Below are 22404 nucleotides of genomic sequence, written 5' to 3' on the forward strand. Positions count from 1 at the left end.
CGGCGACGCGCGATGTCCCGGCCTGTCATAAAATGCTTGTCGACGCACGACCGGGCCAGGCCCCGGCCTTCCTGACACGCACAGACGGAGCACAAGACATGATTCTCGAAATAGCGCAGTTCCAGATCAAACCGGGCACGGAGTCGGACTTCGAGGCAGCGGTTGCCAAGGCGGCGCCGCTCTTCAAGCGCGCCCGCGGCTGCCACGCCATGCGGCTGCTCAGGTCGATCGAAAACCCCTCGCACTTCACGCTGGAGGTCAAGTGGGATACGGTCGAGAACCACATGGTGGATTTCCGCGAATCCGCGGACTTCGCCGAATGGCGCAAGCTGGTTGGCGACTACTTTGCCGCTGCGCCCAACGTGGGCCATGTCAGCGTGGCGGTCGAGGGGTTCTGAATCCGGACCGGGGGGCAATCCTCCCCCCGCTTGAGTAGGGTCCCGAATAACGCAATTGCGTTATTGGTGGGGGAAAGTGCAGCGGGTATGCTGCTTGCACGCTGAACACCCCGTTCCACGCGTATTTGACATGCCACCTGCCGGTAAAGCAGGTGGCATTTTCTTGGTAGTCCTAGTGTTTACCCTGAGTGTGTTCGCCATCGCAAGTGCTCGCCGCATTTCGGGGTGAGCAGGAAAGGCCCGGCTTTCTTCCCGTCCCACCTCCTTATTTCTCATCCCGCATCTTCTCCAGGAAGCGGTCGCGCGCGGGCTCGTCCGTTCCTGCCTTCCAGACGCAATACACCTCCGACGGCACCGTCGCCTGCGCCAGCGGCAAAAACACCGCCCCCGCCATTGCCGACCTCTGCAGCGCCGCCGGCACTAGCGCCACGCCGGTTCCTTGCGACACCAGGGACACCACCGACAGCCAGTGCCGCACCTCATGCCGGATCTGCGGATAGAAGCCCTGCGCCGCGCACATCTCGAAGATGCGGTTGTAGTAGTCGGGCGAGGCCTTGCGGGAGAACAGCACAAAGGGCTCGCCGCGCAGCTCGCTCAGCGCCACGGTGGCCTGGCGCGCCAGGGGATGATCGTGCGGCACGCAGCACAGGAAAGGTTCGCTATGGACCAGTGCGGTGGCCAGTTCGTCGGGCACGCGGTCGGTGTGGATGAAGCCAGCATCCAGCCCGTCATGCAGCAGCGCGTCGATCTGCTCCTGTGAGTTGAGTTCCGTCAACGCCACCTGGATGCCGGGGTAGCTGGCCTGGAACTCCCGCAGGCGCTGGGGCAGGCCGCGGTACAGCATGGAGCCCACGAAGCCGATGCGCAGCCGCCCGACGGCGCCGGCCTCGATCTCGCGCGCCAGCAAGCGGGCCTCCTCGGCCTGGGCCAGCAGCGCGCTGGCCGATTCGCGAAAAGCCCGGCCAGCGGCCGTCAGGCGCACGCCGCGGCTGTCGCGCTCGAACAGGCGGGCGCCTACCGAGGCTTCCAGCTGCTGGATATTGAGCGAGAGCGGCGGCTGCGAGATCGACAGGCGGCGGGCGGCCCGGCCGAAGTGGAGTTCTTCGGCGAGGACGAGGAAGTAGCGCAGGTGACGGAATTCCATGGCGATATAAAAAATATATGGACCAAGCCAATTTTAGAATTAGACACGAATCGCCGGACTTTGAATAATGCAGACAAAGTATCCGGCGCCACGTGCCGGCAAACACAGGAGACACTTCATGCGGACCAGCGCAGCGCGCCATACTGCCTCTTCGGCCACCCCGGCCGCCTCGGCCATTCCCGCAACCTCGGCCACGCCCGCCCATCCGGTGCCCGACCAGCAAGGCGTCAACCTGTTTGCCAGCGATCCGGACCTGCGCGCGCTGCTGCCGCTCTACCTCCCGCCCGACCTGTTCGCCCACCTGCTGCCCCACCTCGATCGCATGGGCGCGCTGGCCGGCGGCGTGCTGGACACGCTGGCGCATACCGCCGACCAGAACAAGCCCACGCTGTCGCACCGCACCCGCACGGGCATCGACGCGCAGCACATCGAGAAGCATCCGGCCTATGTGGAGCTTGAGCGGGTTGCCTTCTCCGAGTTCGGTCTGGCGGCGGCGTCGCACCGTGGCGGCGTGCTGGGCTGGGACAAGCCGATGCCGGCCGTGGCCAAGTACGCGCTGACCTACTTGTTCGTGCAGGCCGAGTTCGGCCTGTGCTGCCCGCTGTCGATGACGGATTCGCTGACCCGCACCTTGCGCAAGTTCGGCGATCCGGCGGTGGTCGAGCGCTTCTTGCCGAACCTCACCACCCAGGTCTTCGAGGACCTGTACCAGGGTGCCATGTTCATGACCGAGCAGGGCGCAGGCTCCGACGTGGCTGCCACCACCACCCGCGCCGCGCGCGATGCGCAGGCCGAGGGCGGCTGGCGCCTGTCGGGCGACAAGTGGTTCTGCTCCAACCCGGACGCCGCGCTGGCGATGGTGCTGGCTCGCGTCGAGGACGAAAACGGCGAGGCCGCGCCCGGCATCAAAGGCGTGTCGCTGTTCCTGCTGCCGCGCACGCTGGCCGATGGCAGCGCCAACCACTATCGCATCATCCGCCTGAAAGACAAGCTTGGCACGCGCTCCATGGCCAGTGGCGAGATCCGCCTGGAAGGCGCGCATGCCTACCTGGTGGGCGAGCTGGGCCGGGGCTTCGTGCAGATGGCCGACATGATCAACAACTCGCGCCTGTCCAACGGCGTACGCGCGGCCGGCCTGATGCGCCGCGCCTTGTCGGAGGGCCAGTTCATCGCGCGCGAACGCCGGGCCTTTGGCAAGCGCCTGCTGGACATGCCGCTGATGCGCCGCCAGCTGCTCAAGCTCGCGCTGCCCACCGAGCAGGCCCGCACCATGGTGTTCCAGACCGCCGAGGCGCTGCGCCGCGCCGATGCCGGCGAGGCCGATGCCTATCCGCTGATGCGCGTGCTGACGCCGCTGATCAAGTTCCGCGCCTGCCGCGATGCGCGCAAGGTCACCGGCGACGCCATGGAAATGCGTGGCGGCTGCGGCTATATCGAGGAATGGAGCGATCCGCGCCTGGTGCGCGACGCGCATCTTGGCTCGATCTGGGAAGGCACCAGCAATATCGTCGCCCTGGATGTGCTGCGCGCGATCCGCCGCGAAGGCGCGCTGCCCGTGCTCGAGGCTCACCTGGCCGGCCTGCTGCAAGCCACGCCGATGCATGCCGGCGCACGCGGCGTCTTTACCACCGCGATCGCGCGTGCCACCACGCTGGCCGCCCGCGCCGCCGAAGCCGGCGCCGATGGCGACGTGCTGGCGCGCCAGGCCGCATCCGGGCTGTACCACGTGACCAGCGCGGTCGCCATGGCTTGGGAAGCGGGCCGCATCGGTTCCGTGCGCCGCATGCGCCTGGCCCAGTTGGTGCTGCTGCATCGCGTGCTGCCGCAGGATCCGCTGGCAGGCGAGGCCGAGCCCGACTGGCTGGCCGACACCATTGCGCCGCCAGAGGATGGCGCAGTGGACGCCGCCACGGCCGTGGCGCAGGTCAACCTGTTCTGATCCCGCAAGGGCAGGACACAGCCCCCGCTGCGCCGCCAGAAGCCGGCGCAGCACACTTCACCATGGCGCCCCGCCGGGTGGACATCGACCTAATAGACCAATATCAGGAGACAACCATGACCCTCTGGCAACGCCTCGCCGCTGTCGCCGCCTGCACCCTCTGCGTGGGCATTGCCCCCGCGCTGGCGCAGAAGGACTACCCGTCCAAGCCCATCATGATGATCGTGACTTACCCGCCCGGCGGCCCCACCGACGTGATGGCGCGCACCCTGGCGTCCGCGCTCAAGGGCAGCCTTGGCCAGACCGTGGTGGTGGAAAACCGCGCCGGCGCCGGCGGCAACATCGGCGCCGAAGCCGTGGCGCGCGCCGAGCCGGATGGCTACACGCTGATGTTCGGCACCTCGGCGCCGCTGGCGATCAACGTCAGCCTGTACCGCAAGATCAAATATGACCCGATCAAGAGCTTTGCGCCGGTGATCCAGATCGGCCAGTTGCCCAATGTGCTGGTGGTGAACCCCTCGGTGCCCGTCAAGACCGTCGGTGAGCTGATCGCCTACGGCAAGGCGCACCCCGGCAAGCTGAGCTACGCCTCGTCGGGCAATGGCGCGTCCTCGCACCTGGCTGGCGTGCTGTTCAACAACCTGGCCGGCACGGACTTCCAGCACGTTCCCTACAAGGGCACCGGCCCGGCGCTGAACGACCTGCTTGGCGGCCAGGTGAGCATGAGCTTCACCGACGTGCTGACCGCGCTGCCCTTCATCAAGAGCGGCAAGTTCCGCGTGCTGGGCGTGACCACCAAGGCCCGCTCGCAGGCGCTGCCCGATGTGCCCACCGTGGCCGAGCAGGGCGTGCCCGGCTTCGACGTCTCGGTGTTCTTCGGCGTGGTCGCCCCGGCCGGCACGCCGCCAGCGGTCATCGCCAAGCTCAACCACGCCTTTGCCGATGCGCTGCAACAGCCCGAAGTGCGCAAGACCCTGCAGGCGCAAGGGCTGGAACTGCCGCCATCGACCTCGCCCGAGCAGCTTGGCAGCTTCGTCAAGGCAGAGGTGGCCAAATGGCGCGGCGTGGTGCAGAAATCGGGTGCTCAGCTGGACTGAGCCAGGGGCACGCTCCGCCAAGCCAGGCTATGAATCATGGCCGGTTCGGCGGTAGTATCGACGTTTGCCAACCTGCGTGCAGTCCAATGCACCTGGCGGCATGTGGGCGAATTCGTGGGCATCGCGGCATAGCGGTGCCCGCTTTGCCTTCATGCGGCCCCAACCTACTCTGTGCCCGCCATGACCGATCTTTCCTCGCCCGCGCCCGTCAACGAATTTGCCGGCGAAGCGCCGGGCCTGCTGTTTGCCCTGCCGATGCCCATGGCCCGCGTGTTCGGCCTGACCGGCGTGCACATCAACGCCAATGAGGCGCGCGTGAGCATGGCCTACCACCCGGACCACACCAACAGCCGCGGCGACGTGCACGGCGGCGCGCTGGCCACGCTGCTCGATTGCGCGCTGTCCTGCGCCGCGCGCGGCCACGATCCGCGCCGCTTTGGCGTGGCCACGATCGACTTGTCGGTGCATTTCACCGCCCCCGGGCGCGGCGAGTTGACCGCCACCGCCTGGTGCGAGCGGCGCGGCCGTTCCCTGTGCTTCGCGCGCGGCGAGATCCGCGATGCGCAGGGCGAGCTGCTGGCGCTGGCCACCGGCACCTTCAAGTTGCTGGATCGCACGCCCGCGCCGGCCGCCTGAGCCAATCCGCGTTTTGTGTCGCACGTTCATCGCCGCAGTTACGGAACCCCTCTCATGAGCAAACTGCCTGTCTCGCCCGGCGCGCTTGCCGGTATCCGCGTGGTCGATCTCTCCCGCATCCTGGGCGGGCCGTTCTGCGGCCAGATCCTTGGCGACCATGGCGCCGACGTGCTGAAGATCGAGCCGCCCCAAGGCGACGATACCCGCACCTGGGGCCCTCCGTTCAAGGACGGCGTGGCCTCTTATTACTTCGGCCTGAACCGCAACAAGCGCGTGATGCGGCTGGACCTGACCACCGATGCCGACCGCGAGGTGCTGCTTGCCCTGCTGGCGGACGCCGACGTACTGGTCGAGAACTTCAAGACCGGCACGCTGGAAAAATGGGGGCTGGGGTTTGACGCGCTGTCGGCGCGCTTCCCGCGCCTGGTGCACTGCCGGGTTTCCGGCTTTGGCGCGGATGGCCCGCTGGGTGGCCTGCCCGGCTACGACGCGGCCATCCAGGCCATGGCGGGCATCATGAGCATCAACGGCGAAGCCGGCGGCGACGCGCTGCGCGTGGGCTTGCCGGTGGTGGACATGGTCACGGGGCTGAACGCCGCGCTGGGCGTGTTGCTGGCCCTGCAGGAGCGCGAGCGCAGCGGGCGCGGCCAGTTTGTCGAGGCGGCGCTGTACGACTCGGGCCTGTCGTTGCTGCATCCGCACGCGGCCAACTGGTTCATGAGCGGCAAGGAGCCGACCCGCACCGGCAACGCGCACCCGAACATCTACCCGTACGACACCGTCGCCACCGCCACCGACCCGATCTTTCTCGCGGTCGGCAACGATCGCCAGTTCCGCATCCTGTGCGAGCACCTGGAGATGCCGGGGTTTGCCGACGATGTGCGCTATGCCACCGCCGGCGCGCGCTCGGTCAACCGTGCCGCGCTCAAGGTGGAACTGGAAGCGCGCATGGGCAAGCTGGATGGCAAGGTGCTGGCCGATACGCTGGTGGCCGCCGGCGTGCCGTGCGCGCCGGTGCTGTCGGTGGCGGACGCCTTGCAGCATCCGCATACCGTCCACCGCGAGATGGTGGTGGAGATGGCGGATGGCTACAAGGGCCTTGGGTCGCCCGTCAAGCTCAGCCGCACGCCCGCCACCTACCGTTACGCGCCCCTGGCCGAGGGTGACCAGTTCCTGCCGCGCGACGCCGCCAACGACAGCGCCTGAGCTTGGCGGCCATGCCACGCTTAGTGGGGAATCATCCCCGTGAACACGTAAGCCTGCAGCATGGTGATGATGCCCACGATCACCGCGAACAGCAGGCTGTGCTTCACGGTAAAGCGGAACAGCTCGGATTCCTTGCCGACCAGCCCGGTGGCCGCGCAGGCTACCGCGATGGATTGCGGCGAGATCATCTTGCCGGTCACGCCGCCGGTGGTGTTGGCCGCCACCAGCAGCGTGTCGGACACGCCGATCTGGTGCGCGGTGGTGCTCTGCAACGAGCAGAACAGCGCATTGGACGACGTGTCCGAGCCAGTCAGGAACACGCCCAGCCAGCCCAGGAAGGGCGAGAAGAACGGAAACGCCGCGCCCGTGCCGGCCAGCAGCAGCGCCAGCGTCGACGACATGCCCGAGTAGTTGGCGACAAAGGCGAAGCCCAGCACCAGCCCGATCGACAGGATCGGGCGGCGCAGCTCCATCAGCGTTTCGCCGAAGGTCGCCAGCGCATCGCGCGGCTTCATGCGCAGCAGCACGGCGGAGATCAGCGCGGTCAGCAGGATGGCGGTGCCCACAGCCGATACCAGGTCGAGCTTGAACACAGCTTCGTAGGCCTTAGGCTGTGCCACGATCGGCGCGGCCTTGATCACCAGCTGGTCCAGCGCCGGCACATGGAACTTCAGCACCCACCCAGCCAGCGCGCCGTTGCCGGCGAACAGCGCCTTGAACGACGGCAGGCTCCAGACCGTCACGATGGCGGTAAGGATGCCGAAGGGCGCCCACGCGCGCACGGTCTGTGCCACGGTGTAGGGCGAGGCGCGGCGGTTGTTGCCCGCCCCGTCGCCCGCCCCGTTGCCGAAGCTGCCCGCATCGCTTGCCAACCCGCCACCCATGCGCGCCAGTGCTGCCGCCCCGCCGCTCGCCTTCACCGCGCCGCCAGCCCGCTGGCTTGCGCTCTTGGGCTGCCACACCTTGAGGAACAGCGTCAGCGACACCAGGCTCACCAGCGCCGACGTGATGTCAGGCAACTCCGGCCCGATATGGTTCGAGGTGAAATACTGCGTCACCGAGAAGCTCGCGCCGGTCACCAGCGCCGCCGGCCATGTCTCTTTCACGCCGCGCTTGCCGTCCATGATGAACACCAGCCAGAACGGCACCGCCAGCGACATTAGCGGCAATTGCCGGCCCGCCATCGCGCCGATGTGCATGGCATCGATGCCGGTCACCTGGCCCGCCACGATGATGGGAATGCCCATGGCACCGAAGGCCACCGGCGCGGTGTTGGCGATCAGGCACAGGCCCGCCGCATAGAGCGGGTTGAAGCCCAGGCCCACCAGCAGGGCCGCGGTGATGGCCACCGGCGCGCCAAAGCCCGCCGCGCCTTCCAGGAAGGCGCCGAAGGCAAAGCCGATCAGCAGCATCTGCAGGCGCTGGTCATCGGTGATGGCGAGCACGGATGCGCGGATGATGTCGAACTGCCCGGTCTTCACCACGATCTTGTAGAGGAACACTGCGGTCACGATGATCCACGCGATCGGCCACAGGCCGTAGGCAAAGCCGAAGCCCGCGGCGGCGAGCGCCTGCGGCACGGGCATGCCGTAGGCGAAGATCGCCACGCCGATGGCGAGGAGCAGCGTGATGGCTGCTGCCACATGGCCTTTCATGCGTAGCACCGCCAGGGCGAGGAAGAAGAACAGGATGGGCAGCGCTGCCGCGAGCGCGGACAGCCACAGGCTGCCTAGCGGTGTGTAGGTCTGGGTCCAGGGTTGCACGGTGGGTCTCCTCCGGGGATTGTGTTTGAGTGAACTGGGGTGGGGCGTTTTGTTGCTTGTTTTTTTTGTCTGGTTTTTGTTGCCTTGTTGCCTGACGGCGAAGTCAAAGGCTTAAGGTCAAAGGCTTAAAGTCAAAGGCGGTTTCACCACCCCTGCGGGGCGGCGACCTACTTTCTTGTCTTGCCAAGAAAGTAGGCAAAGAAGGCGCCCCATACGGCCTGGTAAACCTTGACGGCTCGCTTCGCATCGCTTGGGGGGCTCGCTTCGCATTGCGCTGTGTTGCCCGCTGGCGGGCCTACTCCGCCTGTCCACGCTCGCGCAGCAAGTCCGACAGACTGCGCGGCGCTGGGGTAAGCGGTGCGCGGTGCCGGGTCCACCCGAGCTGCTGTTTTGGCGTCAGCACCCGCAGCCGCGTGGCGGCCCAGCGGAACAGCCGGTAGGCGAGCGGATGCGCGAACGCGCCGCTCCAGAAGCGCCAGACCAGGTGCTCGCCGCGGCTGAACTTGGCGCCCTGGCCGCGCAGCGGATGCGCAACCTGTTCGTCGGGATCGCGGTTGGCTTCGGTGCGCAGGCGGATCAGCAATTGCGGAATCGGGATGCGCACGGGGCAGACTTCGCCGCAGGCGCCGCACAGGCTGGAGGCGGTGGCGAGGTCCGCCGTGGCATCGAGCCCGAGCAGGTGTGGCGAGATGATCTTGCCGATCGGGCCGGGGTAGGTGGTGCCGTAGGCATGGCCGCCGATGCGGGTGTACACCGGGCAATGGTTCATGCACGCGCCGCAGCGGATGCACTGCAGCGTGGCGCGCAGCTGCGCATCGGCATAGGCCTGGCTGCGGCCGTTATCCAGCAGCACCAGGTGCACCTCGCGCGGGCCGTCGCGCTCGCCCGCGCGGCGCGGGCCGGAGATCAGGTTGAAGTAGGTGGTGATGGCCTGCCCGGTGGCCGAGCGCGTCAACAGGCTGGCCAGCGGCACGATGTGCTCTAGCCGGGCCACCACCTTCTCCATGCCCATGATGGCGATATGCACATCGGGCACGGTGGTGGACAGGCGGCCATTGCCTTCGTTCTCTACGAGCCACAACGTGCCGGTGTCCGCGGCGGCAAAGTTCACGCCGGACAGGCCGATGTCCGCGTTGACGAATTCCTGGCGCAGCGCGCGCCGGCCGGTCTGGATCAGTTCGTCCACGTCCTCGGTATAGGGCGTGCCGGGGATATGCTGCTCGAACAGCGCGGCAATGTCGCCGCGCGTCTTGTGGATGGCCGGCATCACGATGTGCGACGGCTTCTCGCCCGCGAGCTGCACGATGTACTCGCCCATGTCGGACTCGATGCAGTCGATGCCACGCTCGGCCAGGTAATGGTTCAGCTCGATTTCCTCGCTGGCCATCGACTTGCCCTTGATCACGCGGCTTGCCTGGCGGGCCTGTGCGATGCCGTGCACGATCGCATTGGCCTCGTCCGCGGTCTCGGCCCAGTGCACCTGCACGCCGGCCGCGGTGAGCTTGTCCTCCAGTTGCACCAGCAGGTCCGGCAGTTGCGACAGTGCGTGCTGGCGGATCGCTTCGCCCAGGTCGCGCAACTGCTCCAGCTCATCGCCGTCGGGGAACTGCACGGCGCGCTTGGCCTGCAGGAAGTCCATGGCGCCGCGGAAGCTGCTGCGCAACTTGGGGTCGTCCAGCGCCGCGCGCGAGCGCGCCTTGAAGTCCGCGGCGGGCACGAAGTGCAGGGGTTTGGCACCAGCCTGAGTAGTCGTGGGCGTACTCATTGCGCGGCTCCTGTTCCGGCGCTGCCGGTCACGATGATGACCCACAATTCGCGCGGGCCGTGCGCGCCGTAGGCCAGCGTTTGCTGGATGTCCGAGGTCTTGGATGGGCCGGAGACCAGCACCAGGTTGGTCGGCATACCCGCGCTCCAGCGCTCGGCGCGCGCGGCGCAATGCAGGTCCGGATGCAGCGTTTCGGCGTATACCAGCGCGATATGCAGCGGCGGCACCAGCGAGACCGTGCGTGGCGTTTGCGCGTCGGGCGCCAGCACCAGCGTGCCGGTGGCGGCAATGCCGGAGCGCGCCACGGTAAAGCCCGCGTCCACGGTGTCGAAGAGTTCCGCCTTCCACGCTTCGATGGGGCGCGCGTAAGACAACGGCGCCACGCTGGCGGGCAGGGCGCGCATCAGCGCGGCGCCTTGCGCGGAGGCGGGGTCCAGCAACAGGCGGCGCACGCCGGCGGCAGCGAGCCTGCCTGCGAGTTGCGCGGGCCAGGCCTCGGCGCTGGCGCACCAGGCCAGCGCGTGCGAGGCGCCCAGTGCCGCCTGCATGGCCTGCGCCAGCTCGGCGGGGGTGGCCGCCTCGCGGCGGGCGTCGTAGTGCGCGTCGATGCGCGCATCCAGCTGGCTGGCATCGGCAGTGGCAGCGGGTGCGGGTGCGGGTGCGGCCGCGCGTAGCCGGCCGAGCATGCGCTCGCGGGCGCTCAGTGTGCTCATGCTTGCTCCTTGGCGGCACCGCCGGTACGCCGCCACAGGAAGGTGGCGAGGTGCTCGACAGGCAGCGGCGCCCCCTGGTGCCTGGCCGCGTGCCCGATATTGAGCAGGCAGCCGCAGTCGGCGGAGACCAGCCGGTCGCAGCCGGTGGCGCAGGCCGAGGCGATCTTGTCCTGCACCATCGCACCGGAGATGTCGGGATGCTTGAGCGAGAAGGTGCCGCCAAAGCCGCAGCATTCGGATTCGCGCTGATGCTCGGTACGCGTGACGCCGGGCAGGGTGTCGACCAGGGCCACGCCATGGTCGCGCGTACCCATTTCTCGACGGGCGGCGCAGGAGGTGTGCAGCACCACGGTTTCGGGTGGCTGGCCGGCGACGCCGCTGACATCGAAGCGGACGTTCAGCACGTGCAGCAGGAATTCGCTCAGCTCGTACACGCGCTCGGCCAGCAAGGCGGCCTTGGGGCCGGCCACGGGATCTTGCGCGAACAGCTGCGGCCAGTGGTGCCGCATCATCCCGGCGCAAGAGCCAGAGGGCACGATCACCGGCCACGGTTCGGCGAACAGATCCAGTTGGGCCAACGCCACGGCCCGGGCCTGTGCCGGGTTGCCGCTGCTATAGGCGGGCTGCCCGCAGCAGCTCTGCCCACGCGGGAAGTGCACGGTCAGGCCCTCTCGCTCCAGCAGCCGCACGGCGTCCAGGCCGGCTTGCGGCACGAACATGTCGACCAGGCAGGTGGCGAACAGGTAGACCTGTGCCGGGGCAGGGGGATAGCGCCTTTGCTTCATGTCTCGCTCCGTGGGGGCGGCCGCCTGGCTGTGGGGCTCAGGGCTGGCCGTTGTTTGAGCGCATAATTCCGCGAGACGCGCGCCAGTTCAAATTGGTTGGACCAGTTGGGCGTGGCGAACGGATTTCGGAGCGAGAGGATGGCGGCGGGCAGGCAGGCGCGCGGGCGCGTGGAAGAGGTGATGCGGAAACTGGAAACGGCGATGCTGGACGGCACCTGGCCGGCTGGTGCCCGCCTGCCCGCGGAGCGGCTCCTGGCCGAGCAATATGGCGTGGCGCGCAACACCATCCGCGAGGCTACCCAGCGGCTGGCGGCGCGAGGCTTGCTGCAAAGCCGGCAGGGCGCAGGGGTGTTCGTCACCGAGCAGCTGCGCACCGGCTTTGCCTCGCCATGGCGCCAGCTGGTGGCGGACCACCCGGTGCTGCGTGACGATATCCTGGAGTTTCGCCGGGTGCTGGAGGGCGCTACCGCTTACTTTGCCGCAATGCGCGCGGATGCCGCGGATCTCAAGCGCATCCGCGGCCTGCTCCGCGCGCTGGAAGCCGCCCGCCAGCAAGACGACAAGGCCGCCGAGGCCGAGGCGGACGCCAAGCTGCATGAGGCCATTGCCCAGGCCTCGCACAACACCATGTTCCTGCACCTGCATACCAGCGTGATCGGCATGCTGCGCGAACACATCACCATCAACGGCACGGGCCTGCGGGTGCAGGACGAGGATGCCTCCGCGCTCTTGCTGCTGCAGCACCGCACGCTGTGCGAGGCGATCTGCGCGCGCCGCCCGGAGGAGGCGCGCACCGCCATGCAGACACACATCGACTTTGTGCGCAGCCGGGTTGAGCAGCAAGGAGACGGGGCAAGCCCCTGAAGCCGGGCACCGGATCGGCGGGCGCTGTATTGGCGGAAATTGGTCCTACCGGTGACGCCAGGCGTCAGATCAGGCCCTTGTTCGACAGCTCGCGCTTGAGATAGGCGTAGTAGATCGGCCCGGCAATCACACCGGCGACGCCATACAGCGACTCCATCAGCAGCATGACCGTGAGCAGTTCCCAGGCGGCGGCATTGATACGCGCGCCGATGATGCGTGCGTTGAGGAAGTACTCGAACTTGTGGATCAGCACCAGGTAGAACAGCGAGGCGATCGCCATGGGCAGCGAGATCGACAGCGAGGCCACCACGATGCCCGTGTTCGACACCAGGTTGCCCAGTACCGGCAGCAGCCCGACCAGGAACGTGAAGGCGACCAGCGTCTTGGCCAGCGGCAGGTGCACGCCAAACAGCGGCAGCACCACCAGCAGGTAGACCGCGGTGAGCGCGGTGTTGATCAGCGAGATCTGCACCTGGGCGAAGATGAACTGCGAGAACGCCAGCTGCAGGTTGCGGGCACGTTCCACCAGCGCCGAGGCCAGCGGCCGGCGGTTGGGCTTGGAGATGGCGCGGTACAGCGCGACCATCGCGCCGATCACCAGGCCGATCAGGATATGCGCGAGGCTGCGCAGCACCTCGGTGCCGAACTTCTGCGCCATCTGCGCGTGCTCGCGCAGCCAGGCAATGAGGGCGTTGGCCAGTTCATCCACGCCGCGCGGCAGCGCGTCGCTGACCCAGACCGGCAACTGGGCGCGGGACTTGTCGATGATGTCGGCGGTGCGGATCAGCAGGGTGTCGAGCGTATTGCCGTCGCCGCTGACAAAGCGCACCAGCGCCCAGCCCCCAAGCGTGAGCCCCAGCAAGGTGACAGCGGAGAGAATCGCCACCGCCAGGGCGTCGTGGCGCTGGTGCAGGCCCACCAGCTTGGGCGCCAGCACGTCCACCAGCGAGTACAGCAGCAGGCCCGCCATGAGCGCCGCCACCAGGTTGGCCTGCATCACCATCCAGAGCGCCAGGGCGGTCAGGATATAGGCGGCAGTCGTGACATTGAACCACTTTGCATCCGGCAAGCGGGGTATGCGTGGCGGATCGGGTTGATTCATCAAGTCTCCTGCATTGAGGGGCCGCGCCGTCTGGTGGACGGCCGGGCGTCTGTGCATTGTACGGCGCTCGATTGTCCGATGGGCGGACGGCGAAGGCAAGCGCCCGGGCGGCGACAATGTGCGCCCGTGGTTGCTATGATCGGGCTGTTCGCGGGCCCGCCAGCTGACCGAGACAGATCCCATGACCTTTGCCCACACCGTAGCCTCGCGGCGGCATCTCTTCGCCGATCTCAAGACCCTGCTGGCCAAGGCCAGCCCGGCGCGCTCGGGCGACTACCTGGCCGGGCTGGCGGCTGCCAGCGAGGAGGAGCGCATGGCCGCGCGCATGGCGCTGGCCGAGGTGCCGCTGGCGCACTTCCTGGCCGAGGCGCTGGTGCCCTACGAGGACGACGAGGTCACGCGCCTGATCATTGACAGCCATGACGCCCAGGCCTTTCACGAGATCGCGTCCTTCACCGTGGGCGACTTGCGCAACTGGCTGCTGCTGCACGAGACCGACTCCGCGACGCTGGCGCGCGTGGCGCCGGGCATCACGCCGGAGATGGCGGCGGCGGTGAGCAAGCTGATGCGCAACCAGGACCTGATCGCGGTGGCCCGCAAGTGCCGCGTCGTCACGCGCTTTCGCAACACCATCGGCCTGCCCGGCCGGCTCTCGGTACGGCTGCAACCCAACCATCCCACCGACGATGCCCGCGGCATTGCCGCCTCGATGATCGATGGCCTGCTCTACGGCTGCGGCGATGCCACCATCGGCATCAACCCCGCCACCGACAGCCTCGGCGCCATCGTCACGCTGCTGCGGCTGGTCGACGACCTGCGCTGCCGCTTCGATGTGCCCACCCAGTCCTGCGTGCTGACCCACGTCACCAACACGCTGCGCGCGATCGAGCAGGGCGCGCCGGTGGACCTGGTGTTCCAGTCGGTGGCCGGCAGCGAGCGCGCCAACGCCGGCTTCGGCATCAGCCTGGCGCTGCTGCGCGAGGCGCATGACGCCGCGCAAGGCCTGGCGCGCGGCACGGTGGGCAACAACGTGATGTATTTCGAGACCGGGCAGGGCAGCGCGCTGTCGGCCAACGCGCACCACGGCGTGGACCAGCAGACCATGGAGGCGCGCGCCTATGCGGTGGCGCGCGCGTTCTCGCCGCTGCTGGTCAATACCGTGGTGGGCTTTATCGGCCCCGAGTACCTGTACGATGGCAAGCAGATCATCCGCGCCGGGCTGGAAGACCATTTTTGCGGCAAGCTGCTCGGCGTGCCGATGGGCTGCGATGTCTGCTACACCAACCATGCCGAGGCCGACCAGGACGATATGGACACGCTGCTGACGCTGTTCGGCGTGGCCGGCATCAACTTCATCATGGGCGTGCCCGGCGCCGACGACATCATGCTGAACTACCAGAGCACCTCGTTCCACGACGCGCTCTACCTGCGCGACACGCTGGGCTTGCGCCCCGCGCCCGAGTTCGAGGACTGGCTGCAGCGCATGGGCATCCTCGGCGCGGATGGCCGCTTGCTGGAGCTGGCCGAGCGCCAGCCGCTGCTGCAACTCGCGCACGGCCTGTAACGCGTCATGGCCAGCCAACGTTTTCCCGCCCGCACGAGGCCCGCGTCATGAGCCAGAAGCTGATCCACGACAACCCCTGGCAGCGCCTGCGGCAGTTCACCGTGGCACGGATTGCACTGGGCCGCTGCGGCAACAGCCAGACGACGCAGACCGTGCTCGCGTTCGGCCTGGCGCATGCGCAGGCGCGCGACGCGGTGCATGCGCCGCTGGCGCGCGCAGCCATTGAACAGGCATTGCGCAATGCCGGCTTCGACACCGTGGCCGCGCACAGCGCCGCACCGGATCGGCAGCACTACCTGCGCCGCCCGGACCTTGGCCGCCAGCTTGACGACGCCAGCCGCGCGCTGCTGGCGCGGGCGCGCCCTGCCGAGCCGCCCGACGTCGTCTTCGTGATGGCCGACGGCCTGTCCGCGCTGGCGGCGCAGCGCCACGGCGTGCCATTGCTGCTGGCCGTGCGCGAGCGCCTGCCGGGCTGGCGCATCGGCCCCGTGGTAGTGGCCGAGCAAGCCCGCGTGGCGCTCGGTGATGAAGCCGCGCTGCTTCTCGGCGCGCGCCAGGTGGTGATGCTGATCGGCGAGCGCCCCGGGCTGAGCTCGCCCGATAGCCTCGGCGTCTACCTGACGCACGACCCGCGCCCGGGCCGCACCGACGCCGAGCGCAACTGCATCTCCAACGTGCGCCCCGAAGGGCTGCCCTATCCGCAGGCGGCGGCCAAGCTGGCCTTCCTGCTGCGTGGCGCGCTGGCGCTCGGGCACAGCGGGGTGGATTTGAAGGACGACAGCGAGCATGGGGTGTTGCCGGAGCCATCGGCGCGGCAAGGACCGTTGGGGAACTGACTGGCCATCGCGGATGTCCTACTCGTTTATCGGTAAACGATATACAATTCCGCCATGATCCAGTCGTTCAAATGCGAGGACACTGCAGCGTTGTTCTCTGGCCGGCGCATTCCGCGTTCGGCGATTCGCCAACATCAGGGCAACGGCTGAACGCAAGCTGGAGATGCTTGCGGTTGCTGCCTCGCTCGACTTCCTGCGGTCCCCACCTGGCAACAGGCTCGAAGTGCTGGGAGGCGACCGCAAAGGGCAGCACAGCATTCGCATCAACGATCGGTGGCGAGTGTGCTTCGTTTGGACACCCGATGGCCCGGAGGCCGTCGAGATCGTGGACTATCACTGAAAGGAGATCACCATGGCCCGCTTCCATAACGGTATGCGACCGGTCCATCCCGGCGAAATCCTCCGCGAGGAGTTTCTCGTCCCGCTTGGCATGAGCGCCAATGCGCTCGCCGTGGCGCTGCATGTCACCGCGGCTCGCATCAACGACATCGTGCGCGAGCGCCGGGGCATTACGCCGGACACCGCCATGCGGCTGGCTCGCTACTTTGGCGGCGACGCCGAGTCCTGGCTCAACCTGCAGCAGTCTTATGACCTGAAAGTGGCTCAGCGCGAACACGGCAAGGAGATCGCGGCCCAGATCGCGCCACGCGACCTGGAAGCGGCTTGATGACATTTTCCCGCCTTTCAGGCGGGCTTCTTGCTGCGCTCACGCAAGATCAAACACCCGCCCTGGGCTGAGGATGTTGTGCGGGTCCAGCGAGCGCTTGAGCAAGCGCATCAATCCCAGCTCCTCCGGCGTGCGCGAGCAGTGCAGGTAGGGCTTCTTGTGAAAGCCGATGCCGTGCTCGGCGGAGACGCTGCCCTTGAACTCCTGCACCACGCCGTACATCACATCGGAAATCTCATGCTCGGGGAAGTCGTGGTCGGTGGCGCCGGGCAGGTACACGCTGACGTGCAGGTTGCTGTCGCCCACGTGGCCGAAATTGACCGGCTCGGCATGCGGCCACACCGCCAGCAAGCGGGCGCGCAGCGTCTCGGCGAATTCACCGATGCGGCCGATCGGCAGGCTGATGTCATAGGCGGCATTGGGCGACCACATCACCGGGAATTCGGCCACCGCATCGCGCAGTTGCCAGAAGCTCTGCGCTTCCTTGTGGCTGGAGGCGACCGCCGCGTCCTGGATCAGGCCGGCTTCCATCGCGGATTCCAGCATGCCTTCAAAGACCGGCGCATCCTGCGCGGCGTCGTTGCCTTGCAGGTCGAGCAGCACGTAGAAGGGATGGCCGGCGGGCAGCGGCGCGCGCACGCCGGGCACGCGCGTGGTCACCAGCCCGTAGAAATCCGCCCACATGACTTCAAAGGCTGACAGCCGCCCCGAGAGCTTGCGCTGCGCATGGCGCAGCAGGCGCACCACGTCATCGTAGGTTTCGAGCGCGCACAGCGCCGTTTGCGTGGCGCTGGGCAGCGGTGCCAGACGCAGCACGGCGCGGGTGATCACGCCCAGGGTGCCTTCGCTGCCGATAAACAGCTGGCGCACGTCGTAGCCGGCATTGTTCTTTTGCATCTTGTTGAGCGACGACACCACCGTGCCATCGGCCAGCACGGCTTCCAGCCCCAGCACCTGGTCGCGCATCATGCCGTAGCGGATCACGCGGTTGCCGCCCGCGTTGGTGGCGATATTGCCGCCAATCTGGCAGCTGCCGCGCGCGCCCAGGTCCACCGCCAGCAGCCAGCCGGCCGCGCGCGCCGCTTCCTGCGCCGCCTGCAGCGTGGTGCCGGCCATCACGGTCATGGTGCCGGCCTGCGCATCGATCTCTTCCACGCCGCGCATGCGCTCCAGCGAAAGCACCACCTCGCCGCCTTCGGGCGTGGCGGCGCCGGCCAGGCCGGTCAGCCCGCCTTGCGGCACCACGGGCTGGCGCAGCCGATGGCATAGCGCCAGCACGGCGGCCACGTCTTCCGTATTGCGCGGGCGCACCACCGCCAGCGGCGGCACCGCGCCGAGCGGCGCGTACCAGTCCTTGCGAAAGCGGGTCTCGATGGCGTCGCCGGTTTGCAGCCCGGGCGCGTCCAGCAGCGTGGCGAGTTCCCTGAGCAGGGCGGAGGACGGAGCGGATTGGGGAGCGGGGCTTGCCATGTGCGGTGTGTGTGAAGGAGAAGGGTGTTAATGCTATGGGAGGATGGGCACAGCGTTAAGGGCCAATCGGGCCGGTGACGATGGCACCATCGCCGCAATGGGGCTCATTGCGCCATGAACGCCGAGATCGCCTGGGCCAGGAAGGCGCGATCGGCCGGGATGCTGTGCGGGTTCCCGGCTCGGTGCCCGTAGTCCGAGGGAATCGGCCGCAGCGTGGCAGTGCGGGCTCCGGTGAGCTTGCCGATTTCCGCGGCGTTGTCCTGGGCCTGGAAGTAAGCATCGGTCTGGCCGGGCATCAGCAGCACGTGCGCCCGGATCGCCGCCAGCGCGCGGTCAAGGTCGCCGCCGAAGGCATCGCAGCGGCTGATATCGCCGTTTTGCCACGTCCACAGTTGCGCCAGCAGATCGTTGGCGTCACGGCGCGAAAAGTTGACGTCCCAGGTCTTCGCCAGGAAATCCTCCAGCGAGGCAAAGCCCGATTGCCGCCACAATTCGTCGCGGTAGAACGCATGCGACAGCGCCCAGCCGGCGTACACCCGGCCCATGGCGCGGTACCCCGCGCGCGGCGCCTCGGTGAAGCGGCCGTCCTTGAATGCCGGATCGGCAGTGAGCGCGGCCCTGACGCCTTCGAGGAAGACCTGGTTGAACGGGGAGCATCGCGCGCTGCCGCAGACCACGGCGATCCGCTCGACCATGTCCGCATGGCAGGCGCCCCAGTGGTAGGCCTGCATGCCGCCCATCGACCAGCCGTACACCAGGGCGATCTTCTCGATGCCGAACACCTCCTGCAGCAGCCTGCGCTGCACCGCCACGGCGTCGTGGTAGGTCACGCAGGGGTAGGCGCCCGGGGCGAACCGTGCCGCGGCATTCGACGGCGACGCCGACAGGCCGTTGCCAAACAGGTTCGGGATGATGACGAAGTAGCGTTCCGGATCCAGCACCCCGCTAGGTGCGACCAGCCATTCGGTGTCGTAGTGCTGCGCGCTGAACGAGGTCGGGTAGACGATCACGTTGTCCTTGCGGGCGTTGAGCGTGCCGAAGGTCTTGTAGGCCAGCTGCATGCCGGGGAAGGCCTGGCCGGATTGCAGCGTCACGGTGCCGGCATCGAACAGCGCGTAGTCTTTGTCGACGGTCATGTCAGCAGCTCCAGGTAGGGATGGCGGCTATTGTGCCCGCACTCGCGTCATCACACTCAAGCACCGCTCCAGGCTTCCCGGTTGATCCCCGCCACCGGCGCGCGGCGCGGCGCCTGCGTGCGTGCCAGATGCTCCAGCGCGGGTTCGATCACTTCCGCGAGCTTGTGGAAGGCCGGCGCGATCTCGTCGTCCGGCACGCAGGCATACCCCAGCAGCAAGCCCTGGTTGGTCGCCCGCGCGGGGTCCGCGAAATAGCGCGACAGCGGCCGCGTCGACAAGCCCTGGGTACGCGCCGCCATGCTGATGCCGAGGTCGTCGGCGCCCGGCGGCAGGTGGATCACCATATGCAGCCCGGCTTCATGCGTGGAGGTGGGCCAGTCCGCGCCCAGGCGCGTGGCAATGGCCTCGCGCAGCAGCCCCTGGCGTTGCGCGTAGCGCTGGCGCATGCGGCGGATATGCGTGGCGTAATGCCCCTCCTCGATAAAGTCGGCCAGCACCGCCTGCTGCACCAGCTGCCCCTCGCGGAACAGCTCCGACAGCCCGGTTGCGAAATGCGGCGCCAGCGGCTTGGGCAGCACCATGAAGCCCATGCGCAGACCGGGGAACAGCGTCTTGGAAAACGTGCCCATGTAGATCACGCGGTCATGGTCATCCAGCCCCTGCAGCGAGGCAAGCGGGCGGCCCTCGAAGCGGAATTCGCTGTCGTAGTCGTCCTCCACGATCCACGCGCCGCGCTGGCGCGCGTATTCCAGCAGCATGCGCCGGCGCGACAAGCTCATCACCATGCCCAGCGGGTATTGGTGTGACGGCGTGGCAAAGATAAAACGCGGCGGGTTCTGCAGCGTGGCCGCATCCGGGGCAAGGCCTTCGCTATCCACCGGCACGGGGATGGTTTCGATGCCGGCGCTGTTGAGCAGGCTGCGCGTGCCCCAGTAGCCGGGGTCTTCCATCCAGGCCTTGTCGCCGACATCGCCCAGCAGCCGCGCGATGAGGTCGATGGCCTGGTGGATGCCGGTGGTCAGGATGATCTGCTCCGGCTCGCAGCGCACCGAGCGCACCAGCCGCAGGTGCTCGGCCAGCACGCGGCGCAGCGGCAGGTAGCCACCGTTGTGCGCATACGTCAGTAGCTCGGGCTTGGGGGCGCGCCAGTGCTTGTTCAGCAACCGTGCCCAGACCGCGTGCGGAAACAACGAAACGTCGGGTACGCCGGAGACGAACGCACCCCATTGGCGATCCGACGCACCGGAATGCGACACCAGATGTTGCCCCCGCCGCGAAAGCGTGAAGCGATTCGGATTTTGCTGCGCCGCGAGCACCGGCATGGTGCCACTTTGCGCCCTAACGTTGTGCAATGCACTATGGTCGGGAAAACTCTGCGACACGAAGGTGCCACTTCCGCTGGCCGCGGTGACATAGCCCTCTGCCAGCAGCTGCTCAAATGCGTAAAGCACGGTATTGCGGGAAACCCCTATCTCCTTCGCAAGCAGGCGCGACGCAGGCAGCTTGCTACCCGCAACCAAAGACCCAGCAAGGATTTCCTGCCGAATGATCTCGTAGAGCTGGCGGTTCATATGCGCGCCGTTTTTGTCCGCCGCACCATCCGCGGGCCGCTCCAGACGCTGCAGCAGCAGCTCCGACAAAATCGTCTCTTTCAAAGTGGCCCCGCGCGAAAAGAAAAATATGGATCTATGTATGGTACCAATGATCGGCTAAGTTTCGACACATCTTGTTTCGATCGTCGTTTTTCTCAACGACGTTTTGCCAATCAGGCCGATTCGATCCTCTCCGGGCACGTTCCAAGCGCGCGCACCGGACAGCCAGTGGAGCCACTTATGCAACGTCCCACCGCTATGCCCTCTACGTCCTCTACGTCCTCTACGCCCTCTATCCCCGCCACCCCCGCGCTTTCCACCGATGCCATCGCCGCCGCCGTGCGCGCGCTCGAGCCGTACATGGTGCGTACGTTGTCGGAATTCGTGGCGGCACCCAGCCCCTCCGGGCAGGAACAGCCGGCCGTGGCGTTCATGGAGGGCGCGCTGCGCGAGCTGGGCCTGGAGCCGGAGCGCATCTACCTGCGCAGCGAGACGTTGAAGGATCTGCCGCTGTTCTCACCGCCATGCTGTCCGGACGGCGGACGCTATAACCTGCTGGCTACGCATCGCCCGGCGACGAAGGGCGGCCGCTCCGTGCTGTTCAACGGCCACCTGGACGTGGTCCCCACCGGCCCGGAGTCGATGTGGCGCCAGTCGCCGTATGCGCCGTTTGTCGAGGACGGCTGGCTGTTCGGCCGCGGCGCGGGCGACATGAAGGCCGGCATCATCTGCACGCTCGCCGCCTATAAGGCGCTGAAAGATCTCGGCGTGCAGCCCGCCGGCGCGGTCGGCTTCAATGCCGTGCTCGAAGAAGAGAACACCGGCAACGGCGCGCTGGCGACCGTGGCCGCGCTCGCCAGCGCGGTGGGCGCCGGCAAGCTGGCCTCGTTCGACACCGTGGTGATTCCCGAACCGCTGGGCGAGAGCCTGATGAGCGCGCAGATGGGCGTGTTCTGGATGTTCGTCGAACTCACCGGCCGCCCGGCGCATGCCGCCTACATGACCACCGGCGTGAACCCGGTGGAGGCCGGCATCGAGGTGATGGCCGACCTGCGCAAGCTCGAGGCCGAATGGAACCTGCCGGAAAACCGCCCCGCCGTGTACCGCGACCACGCGCACCCGATCAACTTCAACCTCGGCCAGATCCAGGGCGGCGAATGGAACTCGTCGGTGCCCTGCACCTGCACGCTCGGCATTCGCATCGGCTTCTACCCGACCATGAGCGTGACCGATGCCAAGGCGCGCGTCGAAGCCTGCGTGCGCGGCACGCTGGAGCGCCTGGCCAGCAACCTCACGCTCGATCTGCGCTACGAAGGTTTCCACGCCCCGGGCTGCGAGTTCGATCTCGATGTGCCCAGCATGCAGGCGCTTGGCGAAGCCCACCGCAAGGTCAATGGCGAAGAGGTGCGGCGCGAAGCCACCACCGCTACCACCGACGCGCGGCATTTCCGCCTGATGCTGGAAACGCCGGTGACCTGCTACGGCCCGCAGGCCCGCAACATCCATGGCATCGACGAGTCGGTTTCCATCCAGAGCATGGTGCGCGTTGCCACCACGCTTGCACAGTTCATGCACGACTGGTGCGGCGTAGAGCCGGTCAGCGCTTGAAGTCCACGCAGCAAATCGTCTTCGCGTATTCGCAGATCACGATCACCACCACAGGAAACTGACCGATGAAACACCTCACCCAACACCTGAAAAAGAGCTTTGGTAAAAGCCTGGTGTCG

19 protein-coding genes and 1 pseudogene are annotated in these 22404 nt (G+C 67.5%); 11 read left to right on the forward strand and 9 right to left on the reverse strand.

What is annotated here, in order from left to right; genetic code table 11:
* Positions 1 to 98 precede the first annotated feature (98 nt).
* Positions 99 to 398 carry an antibiotic biosynthesis monooxygenase family protein gene (locus tag AC1RQK_RS32290; protein WP_492375558.1) on the forward strand — a complete coding sequence of 100 codons (300 nt, stop codon included), beginning with the start codon at positions 99 to 101 and terminating at the stop codon, positions 396 to 398.
* A 265-nt stretch (positions 399 to 663) separates the two neighbouring features.
* Here the strand turns inward: AC1RQK_RS32290 and AC1RQK_RS32295 are convergent, their stop codons facing one another.
* Positions 664 to 1542 (reverse strand): LysR family transcriptional regulator, encoded by an 879-nt coding sequence (locus AC1RQK_RS32295; RefSeq protein ID WP_492375559.1) that lies wholly within the window; start codon positions 1540 to 1542, stop codon positions 664 to 666.
* A gap of 118 nt (positions 1543 to 1660) precedes the next feature.
* Here AC1RQK_RS32295 and AC1RQK_RS32300 point away from each other — a divergent pair, with 118 nt between their 5' ends.
* The 4 genes from AC1RQK_RS32300 (at position 1661) to AC1RQK_RS32315 (ending at position 6420) form a co-directional block, all read left to right on the forward strand.
* Entirely contained in the window at positions 1661 to 3481 is a 1821-nt protein-coding gene (locus tag AC1RQK_RS32300) for an acyl-CoA dehydrogenase family protein (protein ID WP_492813459.1), read from the forward strand.
* A 116-nt stretch (positions 3482 to 3597) separates the two neighbouring features.
* Positions 3598 to 4578 (forward strand): Bug family tripartite tricarboxylate transporter substrate binding protein, encoded by a 981-nt coding sequence (locus tag AC1RQK_RS32305; RefSeq protein WP_492375561.1) that lies wholly within the window; start codon positions 3598 to 3600, stop codon positions 4576 to 4578.
* A 180-nt stretch (positions 4579 to 4758) separates the two neighbouring features.
* Positions 4759 to 5214 (forward strand): PaaI family thioesterase, encoded by a 456-nt coding sequence (locus AC1RQK_RS32310; protein ID WP_492375562.1) that lies wholly within the window; start codon positions 4759 to 4761, stop codon positions 5212 to 5214.
* Between the two features lie 54 nt (positions 5215 to 5268).
* Complete coding sequence (locus tag AC1RQK_RS32315; protein ID WP_492813462.1) at positions 5269 to 6420, forward strand: CaiB/BaiF CoA transferase family protein; 1152 nt, start codon at positions 5269 to 5271, stop codon at positions 6418 to 6420.
* Between the two features lie 20 nt (positions 6421 to 6440).
* On the opposite strand, the gene AC1RQK_RS32320 is transcribed toward AC1RQK_RS32315, so the two are convergent.
* From AC1RQK_RS32320 to AC1RQK_RS32335, 4 genes are all read right to left on the reverse strand, one after another.
* Positions 6441 to 8183 (reverse strand): lactate permease LctP family transporter, encoded by a 1743-nt coding sequence (locus tag AC1RQK_RS32320; protein WP_492813464.1) that lies wholly within the window; start codon positions 8181 to 8183, stop codon positions 6441 to 6443.
* Between the two features lie 295 nt (positions 8184 to 8478).
* Positions 8479 to 9948: a LutB/LldF family L-lactate oxidation iron-sulfur protein gene (locus AC1RQK_RS32325; RefSeq protein WP_492813466.1), complete on the reverse strand. Its 1470-nt coding sequence runs from the start codon at positions 9946 to 9948 to the stop codon at positions 8479 to 8481.
* Positions 9945 to 10661 carry a LutC/YkgG family protein gene (locus AC1RQK_RS32330; protein ID WP_492813468.1) on the reverse strand — a complete coding sequence of 239 codons (717 nt, stop codon included), beginning with the start codon at positions 10659 to 10661 and terminating at the stop codon, positions 9945 to 9947. The genes AC1RQK_RS32325 and AC1RQK_RS32330 overlap by 4 nt, the downstream gene beginning before the upstream one ends.
* A complete protein-coding gene (locus tag AC1RQK_RS32335; RefSeq protein WP_492375335.1) occupies positions 10658 to 11446 on the reverse strand; it encodes a (Fe-S)-binding protein in 789 nt (262 codons plus the stop codon). Before AC1RQK_RS32335 ends, AC1RQK_RS32330 begins: the two co-directional genes overlap by 4 nt.
* Positions 11447 to 11584: 138 nt before the next feature.
* Here AC1RQK_RS32335 and AC1RQK_RS32340 point away from each other — a divergent pair, with 138 nt between their 5' ends.
* Entirely contained in the window at positions 11585 to 12310 is a 726-nt protein-coding gene (locus AC1RQK_RS32340) for a FadR/GntR family transcriptional regulator (protein ID WP_492813470.1), read from the forward strand.
* A 64-nt stretch (positions 12311 to 12374) separates the two neighbouring features.
* Here the strand turns inward: AC1RQK_RS32340 and AC1RQK_RS32345 are convergent, their stop codons facing one another.
* Positions 12375 to 13412: an AI-2E family transporter gene (locus AC1RQK_RS32345; protein ID WP_492375337.1), complete on the reverse strand. Its 1038-nt coding sequence runs from the start codon at positions 13410 to 13412 to the stop codon at positions 12375 to 12377.
* Between the two features lie 181 nt (positions 13413 to 13593).
* On the opposite strand from AC1RQK_RS32345, the gene AC1RQK_RS32350 reads away from it, so the two are divergent.
* From AC1RQK_RS32350 to AC1RQK_RS32365, 4 genes and pseudogenes are all read left to right on the forward strand, one after another.
* Positions 13594 to 14976, forward strand: a complete 1383-nt coding sequence (locus tag AC1RQK_RS32350; protein ID WP_492375338.1) for an ethanolamine ammonia-lyase subunit EutB — start codon at positions 13594 to 13596, stop codon at positions 14974 to 14976.
* 47 nt (positions 14977 to 15023) lie between these two features.
* Complete coding sequence (gene eutC / locus AC1RQK_RS32355; protein WP_492813472.1) at positions 15024 to 15812, forward strand: ethanolamine ammonia-lyase subunit EutC; 789 nt, start codon at positions 15024 to 15026, stop codon at positions 15810 to 15812.
* Between the two features lie 54 nt (positions 15813 to 15866).
* Positions 15867 to 16152 (forward strand): annotated as a pseudogene (locus AC1RQK_RS32360) (type II toxin-antitoxin system RelE/ParE family toxin).
* Between the two features lie 12 nt (positions 16153 to 16164).
* Positions 16165 to 16479 carry a HigA family addiction module antitoxin gene (locus tag AC1RQK_RS32365; protein WP_150986486.1) on the forward strand — a complete coding sequence of 105 codons (315 nt, stop codon included), beginning with the start codon at positions 16165 to 16167 and terminating at the stop codon, positions 16477 to 16479.
* Positions 16480 to 16518: 39 nt separating this feature from the next.
* Here the strand turns inward: AC1RQK_RS32365 and AC1RQK_RS32370 are convergent, their stop codons facing one another.
* The 3 genes from AC1RQK_RS32370 to pdxR all read right to left on the reverse strand — a co-directional run bounded on the left by AC1RQK_RS32370 (position 16519) and on the right by pdxR (position 20740).
* Positions 16519 to 17949 carry an FAD-binding oxidoreductase gene (locus tag AC1RQK_RS32370; RefSeq protein ID WP_492813474.1) on the reverse strand — a complete coding sequence of 477 codons (1431 nt, stop codon included), beginning with the start codon at positions 17947 to 17949 and terminating at the stop codon, positions 16519 to 16521.
* 104 nt (positions 17950 to 18053) lie between these two features.
* Positions 18054 to 19085: an alpha/beta fold hydrolase gene (locus AC1RQK_RS32375; RefSeq protein ID WP_492813476.1), complete on the reverse strand. Its 1032-nt coding sequence runs from the start codon at positions 19083 to 19085 to the stop codon at positions 18054 to 18056.
* A 56-nt stretch (positions 19086 to 19141) separates the two neighbouring features.
* Positions 19142 to 20740: a MocR-like pyridoxine biosynthesis transcription factor PdxR gene (gene pdxR, locus AC1RQK_RS32380; protein WP_492375343.1), complete on the reverse strand. Its 1599-nt coding sequence runs from the start codon at positions 20738 to 20740 to the stop codon at positions 19142 to 19144.
* Positions 20741 to 20935: 195 nt separating this feature from the next.
* Between pdxR and AC1RQK_RS32385 the strand changes: the two genes are divergently transcribed.
* On the forward strand, positions 20936 to 22285 hold the full coding sequence (locus AC1RQK_RS32385) for an ArgE/DapE family deacylase (protein ID WP_492813522.1): 1350 nt from the start codon (positions 20936 to 20938) through the stop codon (positions 22283 to 22285).
* Positions 22286 to 22404: the final 119 nt, after the last annotated feature.

The organism is Cupriavidus sp. GW822-FHT02D05, assembly GCF_058802485.1.